Raw genomic sequence first — 18,301 nt, forward strand, 5'->3', positions numbered from 1 at the left:
TTTTGTCGTTATCGTGCTGCATGGTCGACTCCTGCACCGCGGGTGCCCATTGGACGTAAGTCTAGGTCGGTGAAAACGCTGCAAAACTAGGGAAAAACCTTACATGACTATCGTCCAAACCCCGTAGAACGCCCACTAGGCAAACTTTCCGACGAAGTGCACATTGTTCGACCTTGCACAGATGTCTGACGAGTGCTGGGAGATTGATTTAGAACTGCTGAGAAACGTATGTCCGACCACGATATTTTGAGTGATGCCGAGCGCGAGGCGCTGAGCGCCGTGATGCTCGAGCCTGATTTACCGCCCCAACGCGTATTGATCGTGGACGACGACAAGGATGCGCGTGAACTGTTGGCGGAAATCCTGGGGCTGGACGGTATTCGTTGCTTGACCGCCGACAGTGGTGAGGCGGCATGGGATTTGTTGAAATCGAGCGGCTCTATCGGTTTGCTGATCACCGACCTGCGCATGCAGCCCAGCAACGGCCTGGAGTTGATCCGTCAGGTGCGTGAGTCGACCCGGGCGGCGCTGCCGATCATCATCATGTCGGGTGACGCCGAAGCGCCGGATGTGATCGATGCGATGCACTTGAGTGTGGTGGATTTCTTGCTCAAGCCGATAGATAGCGTGAAGTTGGCGAAGTTGGTGAAGCGGGAGTTGGGGATGGCTTCCTGATTTTTGTGATGCTGTGATGGCCTCATCGGGAGCAAGCCCTCTCCCACATTTTGAACTGCGAACACTTTTAGAATGTGGGAGGGGGCTTGCTCCCGATTGCGCCGGTTCAGTCATCCTCAACCCAACTAAAAAGCCCTGATCTCTCGATCAGGGCTTTTTCATTTACAGGCCGTTTTTAGCCTTGAACTCCCGACGCCTGCGGTGCAACACCGGCTCGGTATACCCATTGGGCTGCTTGGTCCCTTCAATCACCAACTCCACCGCTGCCTGGAACGCGATATTGCTGTCGAAATCCGGCGCCAACGGACGATACAACGCGTCCCCGGCATTCTGACGGTCCACCACCGGCGCCATGCGCTTGAGGCTTTCCATCACTTGGTCTTGGTTGACGACGCCGTGGCGCAGCCAGTTGGCAATGTGCTGGCTGGAGATACGCAGGGTGGCGCGGTCTTCCATCAGGCCCACATCGTTGATGTCCGGTACTTTCGAACAGCCAACGCCCTGGTCAATCCAACGGACCACATAGCCAAGGATGCCCTGGGCGTTGTTGTCCAGTTCATTGCGGATCTCTTCGTCCGACCAATCGGTGTTGCTGGCCAGAGGAATGGTGAGGATATCGTCCACCGAGGCGCGTTCGCGCTTGGCCAGTTCGGCCTGGCGGGCAAATACGTCGACCTTGTGATAGTGCAACGCGTGTAGCGCCGCAGCGGTCGGCGACGGTACCCAGGCGGTGTTGGCACCGGCCAATGGATGGGCGATTTTCTGCTCAAGCATCGCCGCCATCAGGTCGGGCATGGCCCACATGCCTTTACCGATTTGTGCACGGCCTTGCAGGCCGGTGCTCAAGCCGATATCGACGTTCCAGTTTTCGTAGGCGCCGATCCATTTTTCCGCCTTCATGGCGGCCTTGCGCACCATCGCGCCGGCTTCCATGGAGGTGTGGATTTCGTCGCCGGTACGGTCGAGGAAGCCGGTGTTGATAAACACCACGCGCTCGCTGGCGGCCTTGATGCAGGCCTTGAGGTTGACCGTGGTACGGCGCTCCTCGTCCATGATCCCGACTTTGAGCGTATTACGCGCCAGGTTCAGCACCTCTTCGATGCGACCGAACAGCTCGTTGGTGAACGCGGCTTCTTCCGGGCCGTGCATCTTCGGTTTGACGATGTACACCGAACCTGTGCGGCTGTTCTTGCGCGTGTTGTTGCCATTGAGGCTGTGGATCGCCGCCAGGCTGGTGATCAGGCCGTCGAGGATGCCTTCGGGCACTTCGTTGCCGTCTTTATCGAGGATCGCATCGATGGTCATCAAGTGGCCAACGTTGCGCACGAACAACAGCGAACGGCCGTGCAGGGTCACGTCGTTACCGTCGATGCCGGTGTAGACGCGATCAGGGTTCATGGTACGAGTAAAGGTCTTGCCGCCCTTGGCCACTTCTTCGGCCAGGTCGCCCTTCATCAGCCCGAGCCAGTTGCGGTAGATCACCACCTTGTCATCGGCATCCACGGCGGCAACGGAGTCTTCGCAGTCCATGATGGTGGTCAGCGCGGCTTCCATCAGCACGTCTTTGACGCCGGCGGCATCGGTCTGGCCGACCGGGGTGCTGGCGTCGATCTGCAACTCGAAGTGCAGGCCGTTGTGTTTGAACAGGAGCGCAATCGGCTCGGCCGCGGGGCCCTGGAAACCGATCAACTGGACATCGTCACGCAGGCCGCTGTTGCTGCCGCCTTTGAGGCTCACGATCAGCTTGCCGTCGACGATCTTGTAGCCGGTGGAATCGACGTGGCTGCCCGCGCTCAGCGGTGCGGCTTCGTCGAGGAAGGCGCGGGCGAAGGCGATGACCTTGTCGCCACGCACCTTGTTGTAGCCCTTGCCCTTTTCGGCGCCGTTGGCTTCGCTTATGGCGTCGGTGCCGTACAACGCGTCATACAGCGAGCCCCAGCGCGCATTCGAGGCGTTGAGGGCGAAGCGCGCATTCATCACCGGCACCACCAGTTGCGGGCCGGCCATGCGCGCGATTTCGTCGTCGACGTTTTGCGTCGAGGCCTCAAAGTCTGCGGCTTCTGGCAGCAGGTATCCGATGTCTTGCAGGAAGGCTTTGTAGGCCACCGGGTCGTGGGCCTGGCCGGCGTGAGTCTGGTGCCAGGTATCGATCCGCGCCTGGAAATCGTCGCGTTTGGCGAGTAGGGCTTTGTTCTTCGGTGCCAGGTCGTGGATGACCTTGTCGGCACCGGCCCAGAACTGGTCGGCAGTAATGCCGGTACCGGGAATGGCTTCGTTGTTCACGAAGTCGAACAGGACTTTGGCGACCTGCAGGCCACCGACTTGAACGTGTTCAGTCATTGCTTGCCTCACTCTGCGGAGCTTATGCGCTTTTTCAGATTTTCATTATGTAGTGCACGGTTGGGCATACTACATGATGACTTGCGGTTGTGAAAATTAGACTAAATACGTCGTTTAGCGACCCACTTTGGTCGTACGGTCACAGCGGAGAATCGGATGTTCTCAAAAAACTATTGGATTGTTCCAGATAAATATAAAAATGGTACACGATTTGTTTTCGAGGGCTCCCGGGTCCACCTTGTAGATTGAATTCCAGAGGGCTTCGCCATGGACCATCTTGTACTCACAATTATCGCTGCCGACAAACCCGGCCTGGTTGAACGCATCGCGCAGAACATTGCCGCCCACGGTGGTAACTGGCTGGAAAGCCGCATGGCCCACATGGCTGGGCAGTTTGCCGGGATCCTGCGGGTCAGCGTGCCGACGGAGCAACGTCAGGCACTGGTGGGCGCGCTGGAAGACTTATCCACACACGGCATACGCGTGCTGGTGGGCGAGGGCAGTACAGGGCAGGCGGCAGTGTCCAAATCGATTGTGATGACGCTGGTGGGCAATGACCGCTCGGGCATCGTGCGCGAGATTACTGCGCTGTTGAGCCAGCAGGGTGTCAACGTGGAGCGCTTGAGTACCGATGTACGCCCGGCGCCCATGAGCGGGGACCCGTTGTTCAACGCCGAGGCTTTGTTGCAGGTGCCGTCTACGTTGTCTCTGGAGCGCTTGCAGGAATCGCTTGAGACCTTGGCCGACGACTTGATGGTGGAACTGCGCAACGAGGAATAACCACCCACAAGGTTATGCATGGAAATCTTGCATGGGCCTGTGGATAACCTGTAGAGACCCGGCGCCAGGCCACGTCGGCCGGACTTCTCCGTCAGCTGAGCAAAAAACGAGCAGTTTCAAGGGCTTGTGCACAAATGGCGGGGATCAGGTTGTGGATAACCTTGGGGTGAAACGCTGCAAGCCACGGGCGCCGTGGCTTGCAAAGGTTTGTGCGTTATTTGATCAGCGTTTGCGCACCGTCAGCCATGCATCCACGCTGTAGATCACCAGCCCGGCCCAGATGAAGGCGAAGGCAATCAGCGTGGCCGGCGCCAGGTGTTCGCCGAACAGCAATACCGCTTCCAACAGCACCAGGGTCGGCGCCACGTATTGCAAAAAGCCCAGTGCGGTATAGGGCAAATGCCGTGCTGCGGCGTTAAAGCAGACCAATGGAATCAGGGTTACCGGACCTGCGGCCACCAACCACCAGGCTTCGGAGGTGCTCCAGAATTCCAGTTGTGCACTGTGGGCCGATGGATTGAACAGCAACCAGGCGACGGCAATCGGCACCAGCATCCAGGTTTCCACCACCAGCCCCGGAAGTGCCTTGACCGGGGCCTGTTTACGGATCAAGCCGTAAAAACCGAACGTCAACGCCAGCGCCAGCGACACCCATGGCAAGCTACCCACCTGCCACACTTGTTGCGCCACACCGACCGCCGCCAACCCCACCGCCACCCATTGCAGGCGGCGCAGGCGTTCACCGAGTATCAACATACCCAACAGTACATTCACCAGCGGGTTGATGTAGTAACCCAGGCTGGCTTCAAGCATGCGCCCACTGTTCACCGACCACACATAGGTCAGCCAGTTGGCCGCGATCAGCGAACCGCTGAGTGCCAGGATCGCCAGGCGCTTGGGGTTGTCACGCAGTTCGCGAAACCAGCCAGGGTGCTTCCACACCATCAACAGCAAGCCGCCGAACAGCGCTGACCACAGCACGCGGTGCACGATGATCTCGGCGGCGGGCACGCTGGCGATGGCTTTGAAATAGAGCGGGAACAGACCCCAGATGACGTAGGCGCTCAGGCCCAGGATGTACCCCTTGCGAGGGTTGGCGGCTTGCATTGCAGAATCCTTGCTTAGGCAGCTAACAAAGCGCGATTGTAAGGATATTTGTCAGACAATGGGGACTTGCTTGGCAATGGGGATTTTTATGTGGGAGGGGGGCTCGCTCCCACATAAAGCAAAGCAGTCAGAAGAGTTTTAGCGGTTCTTCATTGAGCGCCGACAGTTGCTCACGCAACGCCAGCACCTGGTCGCCCCAATACCGCTCGGTGCCAAACCACGGGAAGCTGTGGGGAAACGCCGGATCGTCCCAGCGCCGTGCCAGCCAGGCGCTGTAGTGCATCAGGCGCAAGGCGCGCAACGGTTCGATCAGGGCGAGTTCGCGGGGGTCGAAATCGTGGAACTCCTGATAGCCGTCCATCAGTTCCGACAGCTGGCCCAGGCATTCCTGGCGGTCGCCAGCGAGCATCATCCACAGGTCTTGCACCGCCGGTCCCATGCGGCAGTCGTCGAGGTCGACGATATGGAACATCTCGTCGCGGCACATCATGTTGCCGGGGTGGCAATCGCCGTGCATGCGGATGTTCTTGTGCGGCGTGGCTTTATAAACCTCTTCCACACGCTTGAGCAGGTCGCGGGCCACGGATTCATAGGCCGGCAACAGGCTTTTGGGAATGAAGTTGCCTTCGAGCAAGGTGTTGAGGGAATCGTGACCGAAGTTCTTCACGGCTAGGGCTTCGCGATGTTCGAACGGGCGGGTTGACCCCACGGCGTGCAAACGGCCGAGCAACTGCCCAAGGCGATAAAGCTGGTCGAGGTTGCCTGGCTCCGGCGCGCGGCCGCCACGGCGGGGAAACAGGGTGAAGCGGAAACCTGCGTGTTCGAACAGGCTCTCGCCGTTGTGAATCAGCGGGGCCACCACGGGCACTTCGCACTCGGCCAGTTCGAAGGTAAAGCGGTGCTCTTCGAGGATCGCCTCGTTAGTCCAGCGTTGGGGCCGGTAGAACTTGGCGATCAGCGGTTCGGCGTCTTCGATGCCCACCTGGTACACGCGGTTTTCGTAGCTGTTGAGCGCCAACACGCGCGCATCGCTGAGAAAGCCGATGCTTTCGACGGCGTCGAGGACCAGATCAGGGGTGAGTGTTTCAAACGGGTGAGCCATGCGAACTCCTGCGCGCAGCAGGGCGCCGCGTCCGGCCGGGTATGGTAACGCACCGGGGCTGGGATAGGTGGTGGCTGTGCTATTGCAATCGGGGGCAAGCCCCCTCCCACATTTGAATGTATTCGCAATTCAGAATTGTGGGAGGGGGCTTGCCCACGATGAGGCCCTGTCAGGCGCCTACGATCCCGCCATCATCCCGCCGAATCGCCATCACCGACGAACGCGGCTTGCCGTTCGGCAGATGTTCAGGCCAAGTCGAACCACCGGTTTCTCCCGGATGCTGAATCCCCACAAACAACGTCTTCTGATCCGGCGCAAAGCTGATCCCGGTGACCTCACACGCCACCGGCCCGACCATGAAACGGCGGATTTCCCCGGTGCTCGGGTCGGCACACAGCATCTGGTTGTTGCCCATGCCGGCAAAGTCGCCCGCGTTGCTGTAGTCGCCGTCGGTGAGGATCCACAGGCGCCCGGCCTTGTCGAAGCCCAGGCCGTCGGGGCTGTTGAACATGTTCTGTGGGTTGATATTGGACGAGCCGCCCTTCGGCGTACCACCGTGCACGCCCGGGTTTCCGGCCACTACGAACAGGTCCCAGGTAAAGTCTGTGGCGCCGTGGTTATCGGCGTCGGCTTTCCAGCGCAGGATCTGGCCGTAGACGTTTTTCTCTCGCGGGTTGGGGCCGCCCACCGGCTGGCCGTCTTCGCCGCGCTTGGCGTTGTTGGTCAGGGTGCAGTAGACCTGGCCGTCGGTGGGGCTGACGACGATCCACTCCGGGCGGTCCATGCGCGTGGCCTTCACTACGCTGGCGGCCAGGCGCGCATGGATCAGCACCTCTGCCTGGTTGGCGAAACCGCTGCCGGCGTCGATGCCGTTTTTGCCATGGGTGAGTTCAACCCATTGGCCTTTGCCCTTGGGATGATCGGCGTTACCGTCGCCCGCATCGAAGATGGCCACGTACAAGGTGCCGTGGTCGAGCAGGTCTTTGTTGGCTTTCGGATTGCTGTGGTTGATCTGATCGCGGCTGACGAACTTGTAGATGAACTCGCCGCGTTCGTCGTCGCCCATGTACACCACGGCGCGGCCGTCGCGCGTTTCGGCCAGCGCCGCGTTTTCATGTTTGAAGCGGCCCAGGGCCGTGCGCTTGACCGGAGTGGATTGCGGATCGAACGGGTCGATTTCCACCACCCAGCCATGGCGGTTGAGTTCGTTGGGGTTCTTGGCCATGTCGAAGCGTGGGTCGTGCGGGTGCCAGTTGATGTCTTTGCTGGCGGCCACTACGCCGTAGCGTTTCTGCCCGGCGTCGAACGCTTGCTGCGGGTTGCTGCTGCCGAAGCAGTCGGTGAAGTTCTCTTCGCAGGTCAGGTAGGTGCCCCACGGTGTCTTGCCGTTGGCGCAGTTCTGGAACGTACCCAGGACTTTCTTGCCGGTTTTGTCGGCAGTGGTTTTCAACCAGTCATGGCCGGCAGCGGGGCCGCTCAAGCGGATTGGTGAGTTGCCATGGATGCGCCGGTTGTAGCGTGAGTCCTGGACGAACTGCCAGGTGTCGCCCTTGCGCCGTACTTCGATCACCGACACGCCCTCGCTGGCCAGGGCCTTGCGTACCTCCTCGGCCGATTGTGGCGTGCCGCCGTGGGCGTAGAGGTAGCGGTAGTTGGTGTATTCGTTGTTGATCGCCATCAAGGCGCGGTTGTCGTCGCCCGGGAACGGAAACAGGCTCATGCCGTCGTTGTTGTCGCCAAATTGCTGTTCCTGGGCCTTGGCCGTGCCATTGCCCGACGGGTCGAAAGCCGGGGCGTTCTTGTGCAGCGGCTGGCCCCAACTGATCAGCACCGAAGCACTGTAGCCAGGGGGCAGGGTAATGGTGTCGCTGGTGGCGGCGGCGATGCTGGTAAAACCCAACAGCGGGCTGGCGGAGGCAGCATTCACCGCCAGGGCGCTGCGGCTCAGCAGGTTACCGCCGAGGAACATCGCGGCGCCGCACAGGGCGCCCGCGCCGATAAAGCGACGGCGGGTCAGGCCGACCATTTGTTCAAGGTCAGTGGCTTGGTTTTCTTCTAATAGGCTCATCTCAGGCTCCCGCGATTTTTGCAGATACCTTAAGGAGCGGTTGTGACCAAATTGTTGCAGCCTGAAGACGTTATACCGGGGTCCCGAGCAGCACATTGCTGGGTGCGAATTGCACCTGGATCGGCTGGCCCTCGGCAGCGTTGAGTACTAGGAGTGCAGCGGGCGGTGCCAGCGCGCATAACACCTGGCCGTTGGGCAAGGCGATACGCACCTCGCTGGGGCCATCCTTGGCGTCGAGAATCGTCTCGATCACACCGCTCATGCAATTGTGTCCAGGTGTTTCTGGGTGCCCGATCGCCCGCAACTCCAGCCATCCCGCTTTGATCAGGGCGACCACCTCCACGCCGGCCTGCAGCTCCAGCCGTTGGGTGCTGTCGTGGGTAATCTGGGCGTCGAGGTACAGGTCGCCGGCCAGTTGCAGGCGAATCCTGTCGTTGCGGCCCTGGCTGTCGATGGCGATGACCTGGCCGTGCAATTGGTTGCGTGCACTGGTGCGCAGCATCAAGCGGCTGAGCAGGTTGAAGTCACTGGCCGCTTCGTCCGAACCGAGCAGCTCGGCCTGCAGCACTTGCAGGCGCTGATAAAGGCGCAGCACTCGTTCACCTTCTTGCGTCAGCTTGGCGCCGCCACCGCCTTTGCCACCGACGCTGCGTTCCACCAGCGGTTTTTGCGCCAGGTTGTTCAGTTCATCGATGGCGTCCCAGGCGGCCTTGTAACTCAACCCCGCACTTTTGGCGGCACGGGTGATGGAGCCCTGCTCGGCGATATGCCCCAGCAAGGCAATGCGTTGGGGGCGACGGATGATGTGCTGGCTGAGTGGGCTGGGCAGAGACATGGGCATACGCTTGGATGAGATAAGCCGACGTTGCCGCCCTGAAGCAGGGGAGTCAAGTCAGGGGCCGGGTTTGGGGGTGCGGGCCAGGCAATAGACATCGACCTGGCGTGCGCCGGCGCCCATCAATAACCGCGCCAGGCTGTGGGCGGTAGCGCCGGTGGTGAGTACATCGTCCACCAGCGCCAGGTGTTGCCCTGCGACTTGAGCGCCGGGCGCCAGGGCAAAGGCGTTGAGCAGGTTACGCTTACGCGTCTTGGCGTCGAGGTCTTGCTGCGCCACGGTTTCAAGCGGGCGCAGCAGCGCGTGCTCATTGAGGGGAATGTCGAGCGCGCTACTGAGCCAGCGAGCCACCATCTGCGCCTGGTTAAAGCCGCGTTGGCGCAGGCGTTTGCGGGCCATGGGGACCGGCAGTAGATAGTCGGGGCGGTTGAGTTCGGCGTTATCGAAGCGGTGCTGCAGGTGCTGCCCCAGCAGGCGCGCCAGCATGTGGCCCAGCGGCCAGCGAGCCTGATGCTTGAAGCGGCTGACCAGGGTGTCGATGGGAAAACTGTAGGTCCAGGGTGCGATCACCTGGTTAAAGGCCGGAGGGTGTTTTTGGCACTGGCCGCAGATCAACCCGTCCATCGGCAAAGGCAAGGCGCACTGTTCACAATGCTCAAGCAGCCATGGCAGTTCTGTTTCGCAGGTATTGCATACATTTTCGGCGGAGTCTGTGCATTCGTCACAGATCAGACAGATCTGTTTGTTTTTTAACCAGATGTAAACTTGGTGTTTGTACTCAGGTTGACAGTGCATGAATCTTCCTTAAATATGCCGAGCATCCGTGTCGTGCCTGTGGGTATTGCCCTTCCCGCAGCGTTAGCCAAAGCATAATCAAGGAATCGCCCATGAGCGCCAGCACCTCTGCCACCCTGCGTCACGACTGGTCTTTGGCCGAAGTCAAAGCCCTGTTCGTGCAGCCGTTCAATGACCTGTTGTTCCAGGCGCAGACCGTGCACCGCGCGCATTTCGACGCCAACCGCGTGCAGGTATCGACCCTGCTGTCGATCAAGACCGGCGCCTGCCCGGAAGATTGCAAATATTGTCCGCAGTCGGGTCACTACAACACCGGCCTGGAAAAAGAGAAGCTGATGGAGGTGCAGAAGGTCCTCGAAGAGGCCGCCCGCGCCAAGGCCATCGGCTCGACGCGCTTTTGCATGGGCGCGGCGTGGAAACACCCGTCGGCCAAAGACATGCCCTACGTGCTGGAGATGGTCAAAGGCGTAAAGGCCATGGGCCTGGAAACCTGCATGACCCTGGGCCGTCTCGATCAGGACCAGACCGAAGCGCTGGCCCAGGCCGGCCTGGATTACTACAACCATAACCTCGACACATCGCCAGAGTTCTACGGCTCGATCATCACCACCCGTACCTACAGCGAGCGCTTGCAAACCCTGGCCTACGTGCGTGATTCGGGGATGAAGATCTGCTCGGGCGGCATCCTCGGCATGGGCGAGTCCCTGGACGACCGTGCCAACCTGCTGATCCAACTGGCCAACCTGCCAGAGCATCCGGAGTCGGTGCCGATCAACATGCTCGTGAAGGTGGCCGGTACGCCGTTGGAAAACGCCGAGGACATCGACCCCTTCGACTTCATCCGTATGCTGGCGGTGGCGCGCATCCTGATGCCGCAATCCCACGTGCGCCTGTCCGCTGGCCGCGAAGCCATGAACGAGCAGATGCAGGCCCTGGCGTTTTTTGCCGGTGCCAACTCGATCTTCTACGGCGATAAATTGCTGACCACCGCCAACCCTCAGGCTGACAAGGACATGCAGCTGTTCGCACGCCTGGGCATCCTGCCCGAAGCTCGTGAAGAGCACGCCGATGAAGTTCATCAGGCAGCGATCGAGCAGGCGCTGGTGGAGCAAAAGAGCAGCGAGCAGTTCTATAACGCCGCTGTTTGATCGAGGCCAGCATGTCTTTTGATCTCGCCGCGCGCCTCGCGGCCCGCCGTGCCGAACATCTTTACCGTCAACGCCCGTTGCTTCAGAGCCCCCAAGGCCCTGAAGTGGTGGTGGATGGCCAGCCATTGCTGGCGTTCTGCAACAACGATTACCTGGGCCTGGCCAATCACCCGCAGGTGATCGAAGCCTGGCGCGCCGGTGCGGCTCGTTGGGGCGTGGGTGGCGGCGCTTCGCATTTGGTGGTGGGTCACGTCACGCCGCACCATGAGTTGGAAGAAGCCCTGGCTGACTGGACCGGGCGCCCGCGTGCGTTGCTGTTTACCACCGGCTATATGGCCAACCTGGGCGCGGTCACGGCGCTGGTGGGGCAGGGCGATACGGTGCTGGAAGATCGCCTCAACCATGCTTCGTTGCTGGATGCCGGCTTATTGTCCGGGGCGCGGTTCAACCGCTATCTGCATAACGACGCGGGCAGCCTGGCCAAGCGCCTGGAAAAGGCCACCGGCAGTACGCTGGTGGTCACCGATGGTGTGTTCAGCATGGACGGCGACCTGGCCGACCTGCCAGCGCTGGCCCGGGAAGCCAGGGCCAAAGGTGCCTGGCTGATGGTAGATGATGCCCATGGCTTTGGCCCGCTGGGCGCCCATGGCGGCGGCATCGTCGAACATTTTGGCTTGAGTCAGGACGATGTACCGGTGCTGGTTGGCACCTTGGGCAAAGCCTTCGGCACCGCCGGGGCATTTGTGGCAGGCAGTGAAGACTTGATCGAAAGCCTGATCCAGTTTGCCCGGCCGTATATCTACACCACCAGCCAGCCACCGGCACTGGCCTGCGCCACCCTCAAAAGCCTGGAACTGCTGCGCAGCGAACACTGGCGGCGTGAGCACCTCAACGGGTTGATCCGCCAGTTCCGTCGCGGCGCCGAGCAATTGGGCCTGGCGTTGATGGACAGCTTTACGCCGATCCAGCCAATCCTGATTGGCGACAGCGCCCGGGCGTTGCGTCTGTCACAGATGCTGCGCGAGCGTGGGCTGATGGTGACTGCAATCCGCCCGCCGACTGTACCGGCCGGCAGTGCAAGGTTGCGCGTGACATTGACGGCGGCGCACAGCGAAGCGCAGGTGCAGCTATTGTTAAACGGATTAGAGCAATGTTTCCGGTTGTTGAACGCAGCGGAGCCCGACCATGCGTGATCGCCTGATACTGCTGCCCGGTTGGGGTCTCGGTGTGTCGCCGCTGGAACCGTTGGCCGCGGCACTGCAGGGCCTCAACGAGCACCTGCGGGTACAGATCGAACCCTTGCCGGCGCTGGATTCCAGTGATCTGGATGAGTGGCTTGACGAGCTCGATGCGACGCTGGCGGACGACGTCTGGCTCGGGGGCTGGTCCCTGGGCGGGATGCTTGCTTCGGAGCTGGCGGCACGCCGTGGCGAACGTTGCTGCGGTTTGCTGACCCTGGCGAGCAACCCGTGTTTCGTCGCCCATGATGGCTGGCCCCACGGGATGCCCGCCGAGACCTTCGATGCGTTCCTGGCGGGCTGCCACGCCGACTCCCAGGTCACCCTCAAGCGCTTCGGCCTGTTGTGTGCCAAGGGCGCGCAGGAGCCTCGCGGGCTCTCGCGCTTGCTGGTCAGCGGCGCGCCGCATACCGCCCCCAGCGTGTTGATGCCCGGCCTGGAGCTGCTGGCCCAACTGGATACCCGCGCGGCCTTGCAGGCATTTCGCGGGCCGCAGTTGCATCTGTTTGCCGGCCTGGATGGGCTGGTACCTGCCGAAGCTGCCAGTGACCTGCTGGCGTTGCTCCCGGATGTAGAAGTCGGCCTGATTGAACAGGCCGGTCACGCGTTTCTTCTGGAAGACCCCCACGGTGTAGCGGGGGCCATCCAGGCTTTTTTGCATGAGTGTGTTGATGACTGACTTATCCCACCCTTGTTTGCCGGGTGCCTTGCCGGACAAGCGCCAGGTTGCTGCCTCGTTCTCCCGTGCAGCGGCCAGCTACGACAGCGTGGCCGAGTTGCAGCGCGCAGTAGGGCATGAGTTGGTCCGCCGTTTGCCCAGCGAGCTTTCGCCACAACGATGGCTGGATATGGGTTGCGGCACAGGGTATTTCAGTCGCGTGCTGGGTGAGCGTTTGCCCGGAAGCGAGGGCGTGGCGCTGGATATCGCCGAAGGCATGCTCAACCACGCGCGTCCGTTGGGCGGCGCCGCGCATTTCATGGCTGGCGATGCTGAACGCTTGCCGCTGAAGGCTGACAGCTTCGAGCTGCTCTTCTCCAGCCTCGCCGTGCAATGGTGTGCCAACTTCGATGCAGTGCTCAGCGAAGCTCAGCGCGTATTGCAACCTGGCGGTGTGTTGGCGTTCGCGAGCCTGTGCGTGGGTACCCTGGATGAACTGCGCGAAAGCTGGCGAGCGGTAGACGGCTTGGTTCACGTCAATCGCTTTCGCACCTTCGAGGCTTATCAGCAGTTATGTGCGGCCAGCGGCTTGCGGGTGGTGAGTCTCGCGCGACAGCCCCATGTGCTGCATTACCCGGATGTGCGCAGCCTGACCCACGAGCTCAAAGCGTTGGGCGCCCATAACCTCAACCCCGGCCGCCCCGGCGGCTTGACGGGGCGCGCGCGGATTGTTGCACTGGTAGACGCATACGAGCAGTTCCGTCAGGCTCAGGGCCTGCCCGCCACGTATCAGGTGGTGTACGCCGTACTGGAGAAACCGCTATGAGCGTCGCGTACTTCATCACCGGCACCGACACCGATGTGGGCAAGACCACTATCGCGGCCGGCCTGTTGCATGCTGCCAGGCTCGCGGGCAAAAGCACGGCCGCCGGGAAGCCGGTGGCGTCGGGGTGCCGGTTGACTGCCCAGGGTTTGCGCAATGCCGATGCCCTGGCGTTGCTGGCCGAGTGCTCATTGCCGCTCAGTTATGCCGAGGTCAACCCGGTGGCATTCGAGCCGGCTATCGCGCCGCATCTGGCTGCGCGCGAGGCGGGCGTGGGGCTGACGGTGCAATCGTTGCTCAAGCCGATGCAACAGATCCTGGCCCGTGGAGCCGACTTTACCTTGATCGAAGGGGCGGGCGGCTGGCGCGTGCCCTTGGCCGATCAGGCCAACCTGTCTGACCTGGCCATCGCGCTCAAATTGCCGGTGATCCTGGTGGTGGGCGTGCGCCTGGGCTGCATCAGCCACGCGTTGTTGACCGCCGAAGCGATCGCACGGGACGGCTTGCCGCTGGCCGGTTGGGTGGCGAATATCATCGATCCCAAGACCTCCCGTCTGGAAGAAAACCTCGCCACCCTGGCCGAGCGCTTGCCGGCGCCCTGCCTGGGGCGCGTGCCGAAGCTCAAGGATGCCAGTGCCGCCGCCGTGGCGGAGTACCTGGAGTTGGACCTGCTTGACTGATTTTGGCTATCGCAAGGCATTATGCCATTAGTGTTTTTGACGGGCCTTTTGCCGGGATGTCTGCTTCAATCCACCTTCACGATTCTCTCAAGGCAGGCTTAAGCCATGGAAATCTCTGGAAGCAGCGCGTTTTATTCGGGCCTGAGCAGTATTCAGACCGGGCAGAGCCGTGTCGACCAGGCGGCCGGCAAGATTGCCAGCGCCGCAACAGCCCAGCCATCGGCCGCGCAAAGCGATCGTCTGCAAGCTAATGACCGCGCCCAAGCGTCAAACTCGGCGAGCAATATGGTGGAAATGGCCCAGGGCAAGTTTCAAGTCGAGCTGGGGGCAAAAGTCGCCAAGGCTTCGGACGAAATGCTCGGTACGTTGATCGATACCTACGCCTGATCCCCTGCTGAACTCAATTAAAAATGTGGGAGGGGGCTTGCTCCCGATGCGGTGTATCAGCGTGCCCATTCATAGCTGACCTACCGCTATCGGGAGCAAGCCCCCTCCCATATTTGCCTGTGCCTGGCCCTGAGCTAGTTCTCTATTCGTTTTTTGCAGTGGCATCCCGCCGCAGGCCTTGCCGTGCCTGGCGATGACCTGCGTCAAGACAAACGGCATCTGGCCGACGCTTGACAACCCTGGGTCGTAAACGTATGTTTCAAACACCTGTTTGACCGCCATAACAAATCCACGCGGTTGTTCATCCCAGATACATCAGCAGAGGTTTATCGCTATGCCTGACTACAAGGCCCCCTTGCGTGATATTCGCTTCGTTCGTGACGAACTGCTCGGTTATGAAGCGCACTATCAGAGCCTGCCGGCTTGCCAGGACGCTACCCCGGACATGGTCGACGCCATCCTCGAAGAAGGCGCCAAGTTCTGTGAGCAAGTGCTGGCACCGCTGAACCGCGTGGGCGACATCGAAGGGTGTACCTGGAGTGAGTCAGGCGTTAAGACCCCTACCGGTTTCAAAGAAGCCTACAAACAGTTCGTCGAAGGCGGCTGGCCGAGCCTGGCCCATGACGTGGAGCACGGTGGCCAGGGCTTGCCGGAGTCCCTGGGCCTGGCGGTGAGCGAAATGGTCGGCGAAGCCAACTGGTCGTGGGGCATGTACCCTGGCCTGTCCCATGGCGCGATGAACACCATTTCCGAGCACGGCACCCCCGAGCAGCAAGACGCTTACCTGACCAAGCTGGTGTCGGGCGAATGGACCGGCACCATGTGCCTGACCGAGCCACACTGCGGTACCGACCTGGGCATGCTGCGCACCAAGGCCGAGCCTCAGGCTGACGGTTCCTACAAAGTCTCCGGCACCAAGATCTTCATCTCGGCCGGTGAACACGACATGGCCGACAACATTGTCCACATCGTACTGGCCCGCCTGCCGGACGCACCGGCCGGCACCAAAGGCATCTCGCTGTTTATCGTGCCCAAGTTCCTGCCCAACGCCGATGGTTCAGTGGGCGAGCGCAATGCGGTCACCTGTGGTTCCCTGGAACACAAGATGGGCATCCACGGCAACGCCACCTGCGTGATGAACTTCGACGCAGCCACCGGTTTCCTGATCGGCCCGGCGAACAAAGGCCTGAACTGCATGTTCACCTTTATGAACACCGCTCGCCTGGGCACTGCCCTGCAAGGCTTGGCCCACGCCGAAATCGGCTTCCAGGGTGGCCTGAAATATGCGCGTGATCGCCTGCAGATGCGCTCCCTGACCGGCCCTAAAGCACCTGACAAAGCCGCTGACCCGATCATTGTGCACCCAGACGTACGCCGCATGCTGCTGACCATGAAAGCCTTCGCCGAAGGTAACCGCGCGATGGTGTACTTCACCGCCAAGCAAGTGGACATCGTCAAGTACGGCACCGATGACGAAGCCAAGAAACAGGCCGATGGCCTGCTGGCATTCATGACCCCGATCGCCAAGGCGTTCATGACCGAAGTCGGCTTTGAATCGGCCAACCACGGCGTGCAGATCTACGGTGGCCACGGCTTCATCGCCGAGTGGGGCATGGAACAGAACGTGCGCGATAGCCGTATTTCGATGCTGTACGAAGGCACCACCGGCATCCAGGCCCTGGACTTGCTCGGCCGCAAAGTACTGATGACCCAAGGCGAAGCGCTCAAGGGCTTCACCAAGATTGTGCACAAGTTCTGTCAGGCCAACGAAGGTAACGACGCGGTTAAAGAGTTCGTTGCACCGCTGGCGGCACTGAACAAAGAGTGGGGCGAGTTGACCATGAAGGTCGGCATGGCCGCGATGAAAGACCGCGAAGAAGTCGGTGCCGCTTCGGTGGATTACCTGATGTACTCCGGCTACGCGTGCCTGGCGTACTTCTGGGCCGACATGGCGCGCCTGGCCGCCGAGAAACTGGCTGCCGGTACCAGCGAAGAGGCGTTCTACACCGCCAAGTTGCAGACCGCGCGCTTCTACTTCCAGCGCATCCTGCCGCGTACCCGTACCCACGTGGCGACCATGCTGTCGGGCGCCAACAACCTGATGGACATGAAAGAAGAAGACTTCGGCCTGGCTTACTAAGCCTTACCGGTTCTTTCTGCAACCGCCGCCTCTTTCGGGACGCGGCGGTTTTTTTTGCCCTCCTACAGAGTACGGGCATAAAAAACCGCAGTAATGCACTCAGGGATTACAACCCGCTGCCGTTACAGTAGTGGCAATGTGATACGTGTCAGCCCGGTTGTGCTTAACTGGCTGCATAAAGGCACAGTGCCATTATTTTGCGGGTCGGAGTTTTACCCTTGTCACGCGTGTCTGCTGTACGTTTCAGTCATTTCCTACCTTCGCTGCTGCTGTTGCTGGCCGGGCTTTCGGCTGCGTACGTCAAGGACCTCAACGTCTTCTTCACCTCGCTCTTCAACGTGTTGCCGACCCTGGTCCTGCTGCTCGGCGGCGCGTACTGCGCGGTCTATCGGCGCCAGCGTGAACTGTTCCTGATGATCACGGTGTACGTCGCCTATTTCCTGCTGGATACCCAGACCGATTTCTACCGCGACAATGGCCGCGTGCGTGACGACGCCGCGGTGGTGTTCCACCTGTGTTGCCTGCTGTTGCCGTTGCTGTTCAGCATCTATGCGCTGTGGCAGGAAAAAACCCATCTGTTCCGTGACTTCGTCGCCCGCTGCGCGGTGTTGCTGGCGGTGGGCAGTGTGGCGCTGGCCCTGGAGCAAAGTTTCCCCCAGGCTTTGCTGGGCTGGTTGGCGGAGATTCGCTGGCCGATGCTGCATGGCGCGTGGATGAGCCTGATCCAGCTGTCCTATCCCATGTTCCTGATCGGCTTCCTTACCCTGGCCGCCCAGTATTGGTATCAGCCGCGCCCGCTGCACGCCGCCCAATTGGTGGGGTTTTTGGGCCTGTTCTGGATGTTGCCGCAAACCTTCATCCTGCCGTTCACCCTCAACATCATGTGCAGCCAAGTGATGTTGATGATTGCTGCCGGTGTGGCCCACGAAGCCTATCAAATGGCGTTCCGCGACGAATTGACCGGCTTGCCGGGACGACGCGCCCTCAACGAACGCATGCAACGGCTGGGGCGCAACTATGTGCTGGCGATGAGTGACGTTGATCACTTCAAACGTTTCAACGACACCCATGGCCACGACGTGGGCGACCAGGTGCTGCGCCTGGTGGCGAGCAAGCTGTCCAAGGTCAACGGCGGCGGGCGCGCCTACCGGTATGGCGGTGAAGAATTTGCCGTGGTATTTGCCGGCAAGACCTTGGATGAATGCATGCCGCACCTGGAGGAGATTCGCGAGATCATTGCCGGCTACGCCATCAAGTTGCGTAACCCGGATCGTCCTCATGACGACCACCAAGGCCGTCAACGGCGTGCGGGCAGCGGAGCCTCCAGCGTGTCGGTGACGGTCAGCATCGGCGTGGCCGAGCGTCAGGCCGAGCAGCGTAACCCTGAAGAGGTGCTCAAGTCCGCCGACCAGGCGCTGTACGCCGCCAAGGGCGCCGGGCGTAACTGCGTGATTGCGGCCGGGCAAACCCGTCGTGGCGCGGTGCGCACGCAAAGCGCTGCGGGTTGAGTCAGCGCGCTGTATTT

Annotated in this window: 16 protein-coding genes; 10 read left to right on the forward strand and 6 right to left on the reverse strand. The window is 61.0% G+C overall.

The annotated features are described in order from the left end of the window. Nucleotides 1-228: 228 nt before the first annotated feature. Nucleotides 229-675, forward strand: a complete 447-nt coding sequence (locus tag JH25_RS10475) for a response regulator (RefSeq protein ID WP_032879104.1) — start codon at nt 229-231, stop codon at nt 673-675. A 162-nt stretch (nt 676-837) separates the two neighbouring features. Here the strand turns inward: JH25_RS10475 and JH25_RS10470 are convergent, their stop codons facing one another. Continuing rightward, the gene (locus JH25_RS10470) at nt 838-3,015 is read right to left on the reverse strand and encodes a malate synthase G (RefSeq protein ID WP_032879105.1); all 2,178 of its coding nucleotides are present in this window, start codon (nt 3,013-3,015) and stop codon (nt 838-840) included. Nucleotides 3,016-3,282: 267 nt separating this feature from the next. On the opposite strand from JH25_RS10470, the gene JH25_RS10465 reads away from it, so the two are divergent. Further along, nucleotides 3,283-3,795, forward strand: coding sequence for a glycine cleavage system protein R (locus JH25_RS10465; protein ID WP_005792098.1), 513 nt, complete (start codon nt 3,283-3,285; stop codon nt 3,793-3,795). A gap of 222 nt (nt 3,796-4,017) precedes the next feature. Here JH25_RS10465 and rarD read toward each other — a convergent pair whose 3' ends face one another. The 5 genes from rarD to JH25_RS10440 form a co-directional block, all read right to left on the reverse strand. After that, a complete protein-coding gene (rarD, locus tag JH25_RS10460; RefSeq protein WP_005792097.1) occupies nt 4,018-4,902 on the reverse strand; it encodes an EamA family transporter RarD in 885 nt (294 codons plus the stop codon). Between the two features lie 127 nt (nt 4,903-5,029). Then, nucleotides 5,030-6,004, reverse strand: coding sequence for a serine/threonine protein kinase (locus tag JH25_RS10455; RefSeq protein WP_032879106.1), 975 nt, complete (start codon nt 6,002-6,004; stop codon nt 5,030-5,032). 169 nt (nt 6,005-6,173) lie between these two features. Then, nucleotides 6,174-8,072, reverse strand: coding sequence for a PhoX family protein (locus JH25_RS10450; protein ID WP_032879107.1), 1,899 nt, complete (start codon nt 8,070-8,072; stop codon nt 6,174-6,176). Nucleotides 8,073-8,142: 70 nt separating this feature from the next. After that, nucleotides 8,143-8,907 carry a TOBE domain-containing protein gene (locus tag JH25_RS10445; RefSeq protein WP_032879108.1) on the reverse strand — a complete coding sequence of 255 codons (765 nt, stop codon included), beginning with the start codon at nt 8,905-8,907 and terminating at the stop codon, nt 8,143-8,145. Nucleotides 8,908-8,964: 57 nt separating this feature from the next. After that, nucleotides 8,965-9,702: a ComF family protein gene (locus JH25_RS10440; protein ID WP_032879109.1), complete on the reverse strand. Its 738-nt coding sequence runs from the start codon at nt 9,700-9,702 to the stop codon at nt 8,965-8,967. Between the two features lie 92 nt (nt 9,703-9,794). Here JH25_RS10440 and bioB point away from each other — a divergent pair, with 92 nt between their 5' ends. The 8 genes from bioB (at nt 9,795) to JH25_RS10395 (ending at nt 18,284) form a co-directional block, all read left to right on the forward strand. Continuing rightward, on the forward strand, nt 9,795-10,850 hold the full coding sequence (gene bioB, locus JH25_RS10435) for a biotin synthase BioB (protein WP_005792092.1): 1,056 nt from the start codon (nt 9,795-9,797) through the stop codon (nt 10,848-10,850). Nucleotides 10,851-10,861: 11 nt separating this feature from the next. Next, nucleotides 10,862-12,043 carry an 8-amino-7-oxononanoate synthase gene (gene bioF, locus JH25_RS10430; RefSeq protein ID WP_032881194.1) on the forward strand — a complete coding sequence of 394 codons (1,182 nt, stop codon included), beginning with the start codon at nt 10,862-10,864 and terminating at the stop codon, nt 12,041-12,043. Next, nucleotides 12,036-12,767, forward strand: a complete 732-nt coding sequence (locus tag JH25_RS10425; protein ID WP_032879110.1) for an alpha/beta fold hydrolase — start codon at nt 12,036-12,038, stop codon at nt 12,765-12,767. Before bioF ends, JH25_RS10425 begins: the two co-directional genes overlap by 8 nt. Further along, on the forward strand, nt 12,760-13,572 hold the full coding sequence (gene bioC, locus JH25_RS10420; RefSeq protein ID WP_032879111.1) for a malonyl-ACP O-methyltransferase BioC: 813 nt from the start codon (nt 12,760-12,762) through the stop codon (nt 13,570-13,572). Before JH25_RS10425 ends, bioC begins: the two co-directional genes overlap by 8 nt. Next, a complete protein-coding gene (gene bioD, locus JH25_RS10415) occupies nt 13,569-14,249 on the forward strand; it encodes a dethiobiotin synthase (RefSeq protein ID WP_032879112.1) in 681 nt (226 codons plus the stop codon). Before bioC ends, bioD begins: the two co-directional genes overlap by 4 nt. Before the next feature lie 105 nt (nt 14,250-14,354). Next, entirely contained in the window at nt 14,355-14,636 is a 282-nt protein-coding gene (locus tag JH25_RS10410) for a hypothetical protein (protein ID WP_032879113.1), read from the forward strand. Between the two features lie 334 nt (nt 14,637-14,970). Further along, complete coding sequence (locus JH25_RS10400) at nt 14,971-16,776, forward strand: phenylacyl-CoA dehydrogenase (protein WP_032879115.1); 1,806 nt, start codon at nt 14,971-14,973, stop codon at nt 16,774-16,776. A gap of 218 nt (nt 16,777-16,994) precedes the next feature. Beyond that, nucleotides 16,995-18,284, forward strand: a complete 1,290-nt coding sequence (locus JH25_RS10395) for a GGDEF domain-containing protein (protein ID WP_032879116.1) — start codon at nt 16,995-16,997, stop codon at nt 18,282-18,284. Nucleotides 18,285-18,301 lie beyond the last annotated feature (17 nt).

Origin of the sequence: Pseudomonas sp. BRG-100 (assembly GCF_000737955.1) — a bacterium.
Taxonomy (GTDB): domain Bacteria; phylum Pseudomonadota; class Gammaproteobacteria; order Pseudomonadales; family Pseudomonadaceae; genus Aquipseudomonas; species Aquipseudomonas synxantha_A.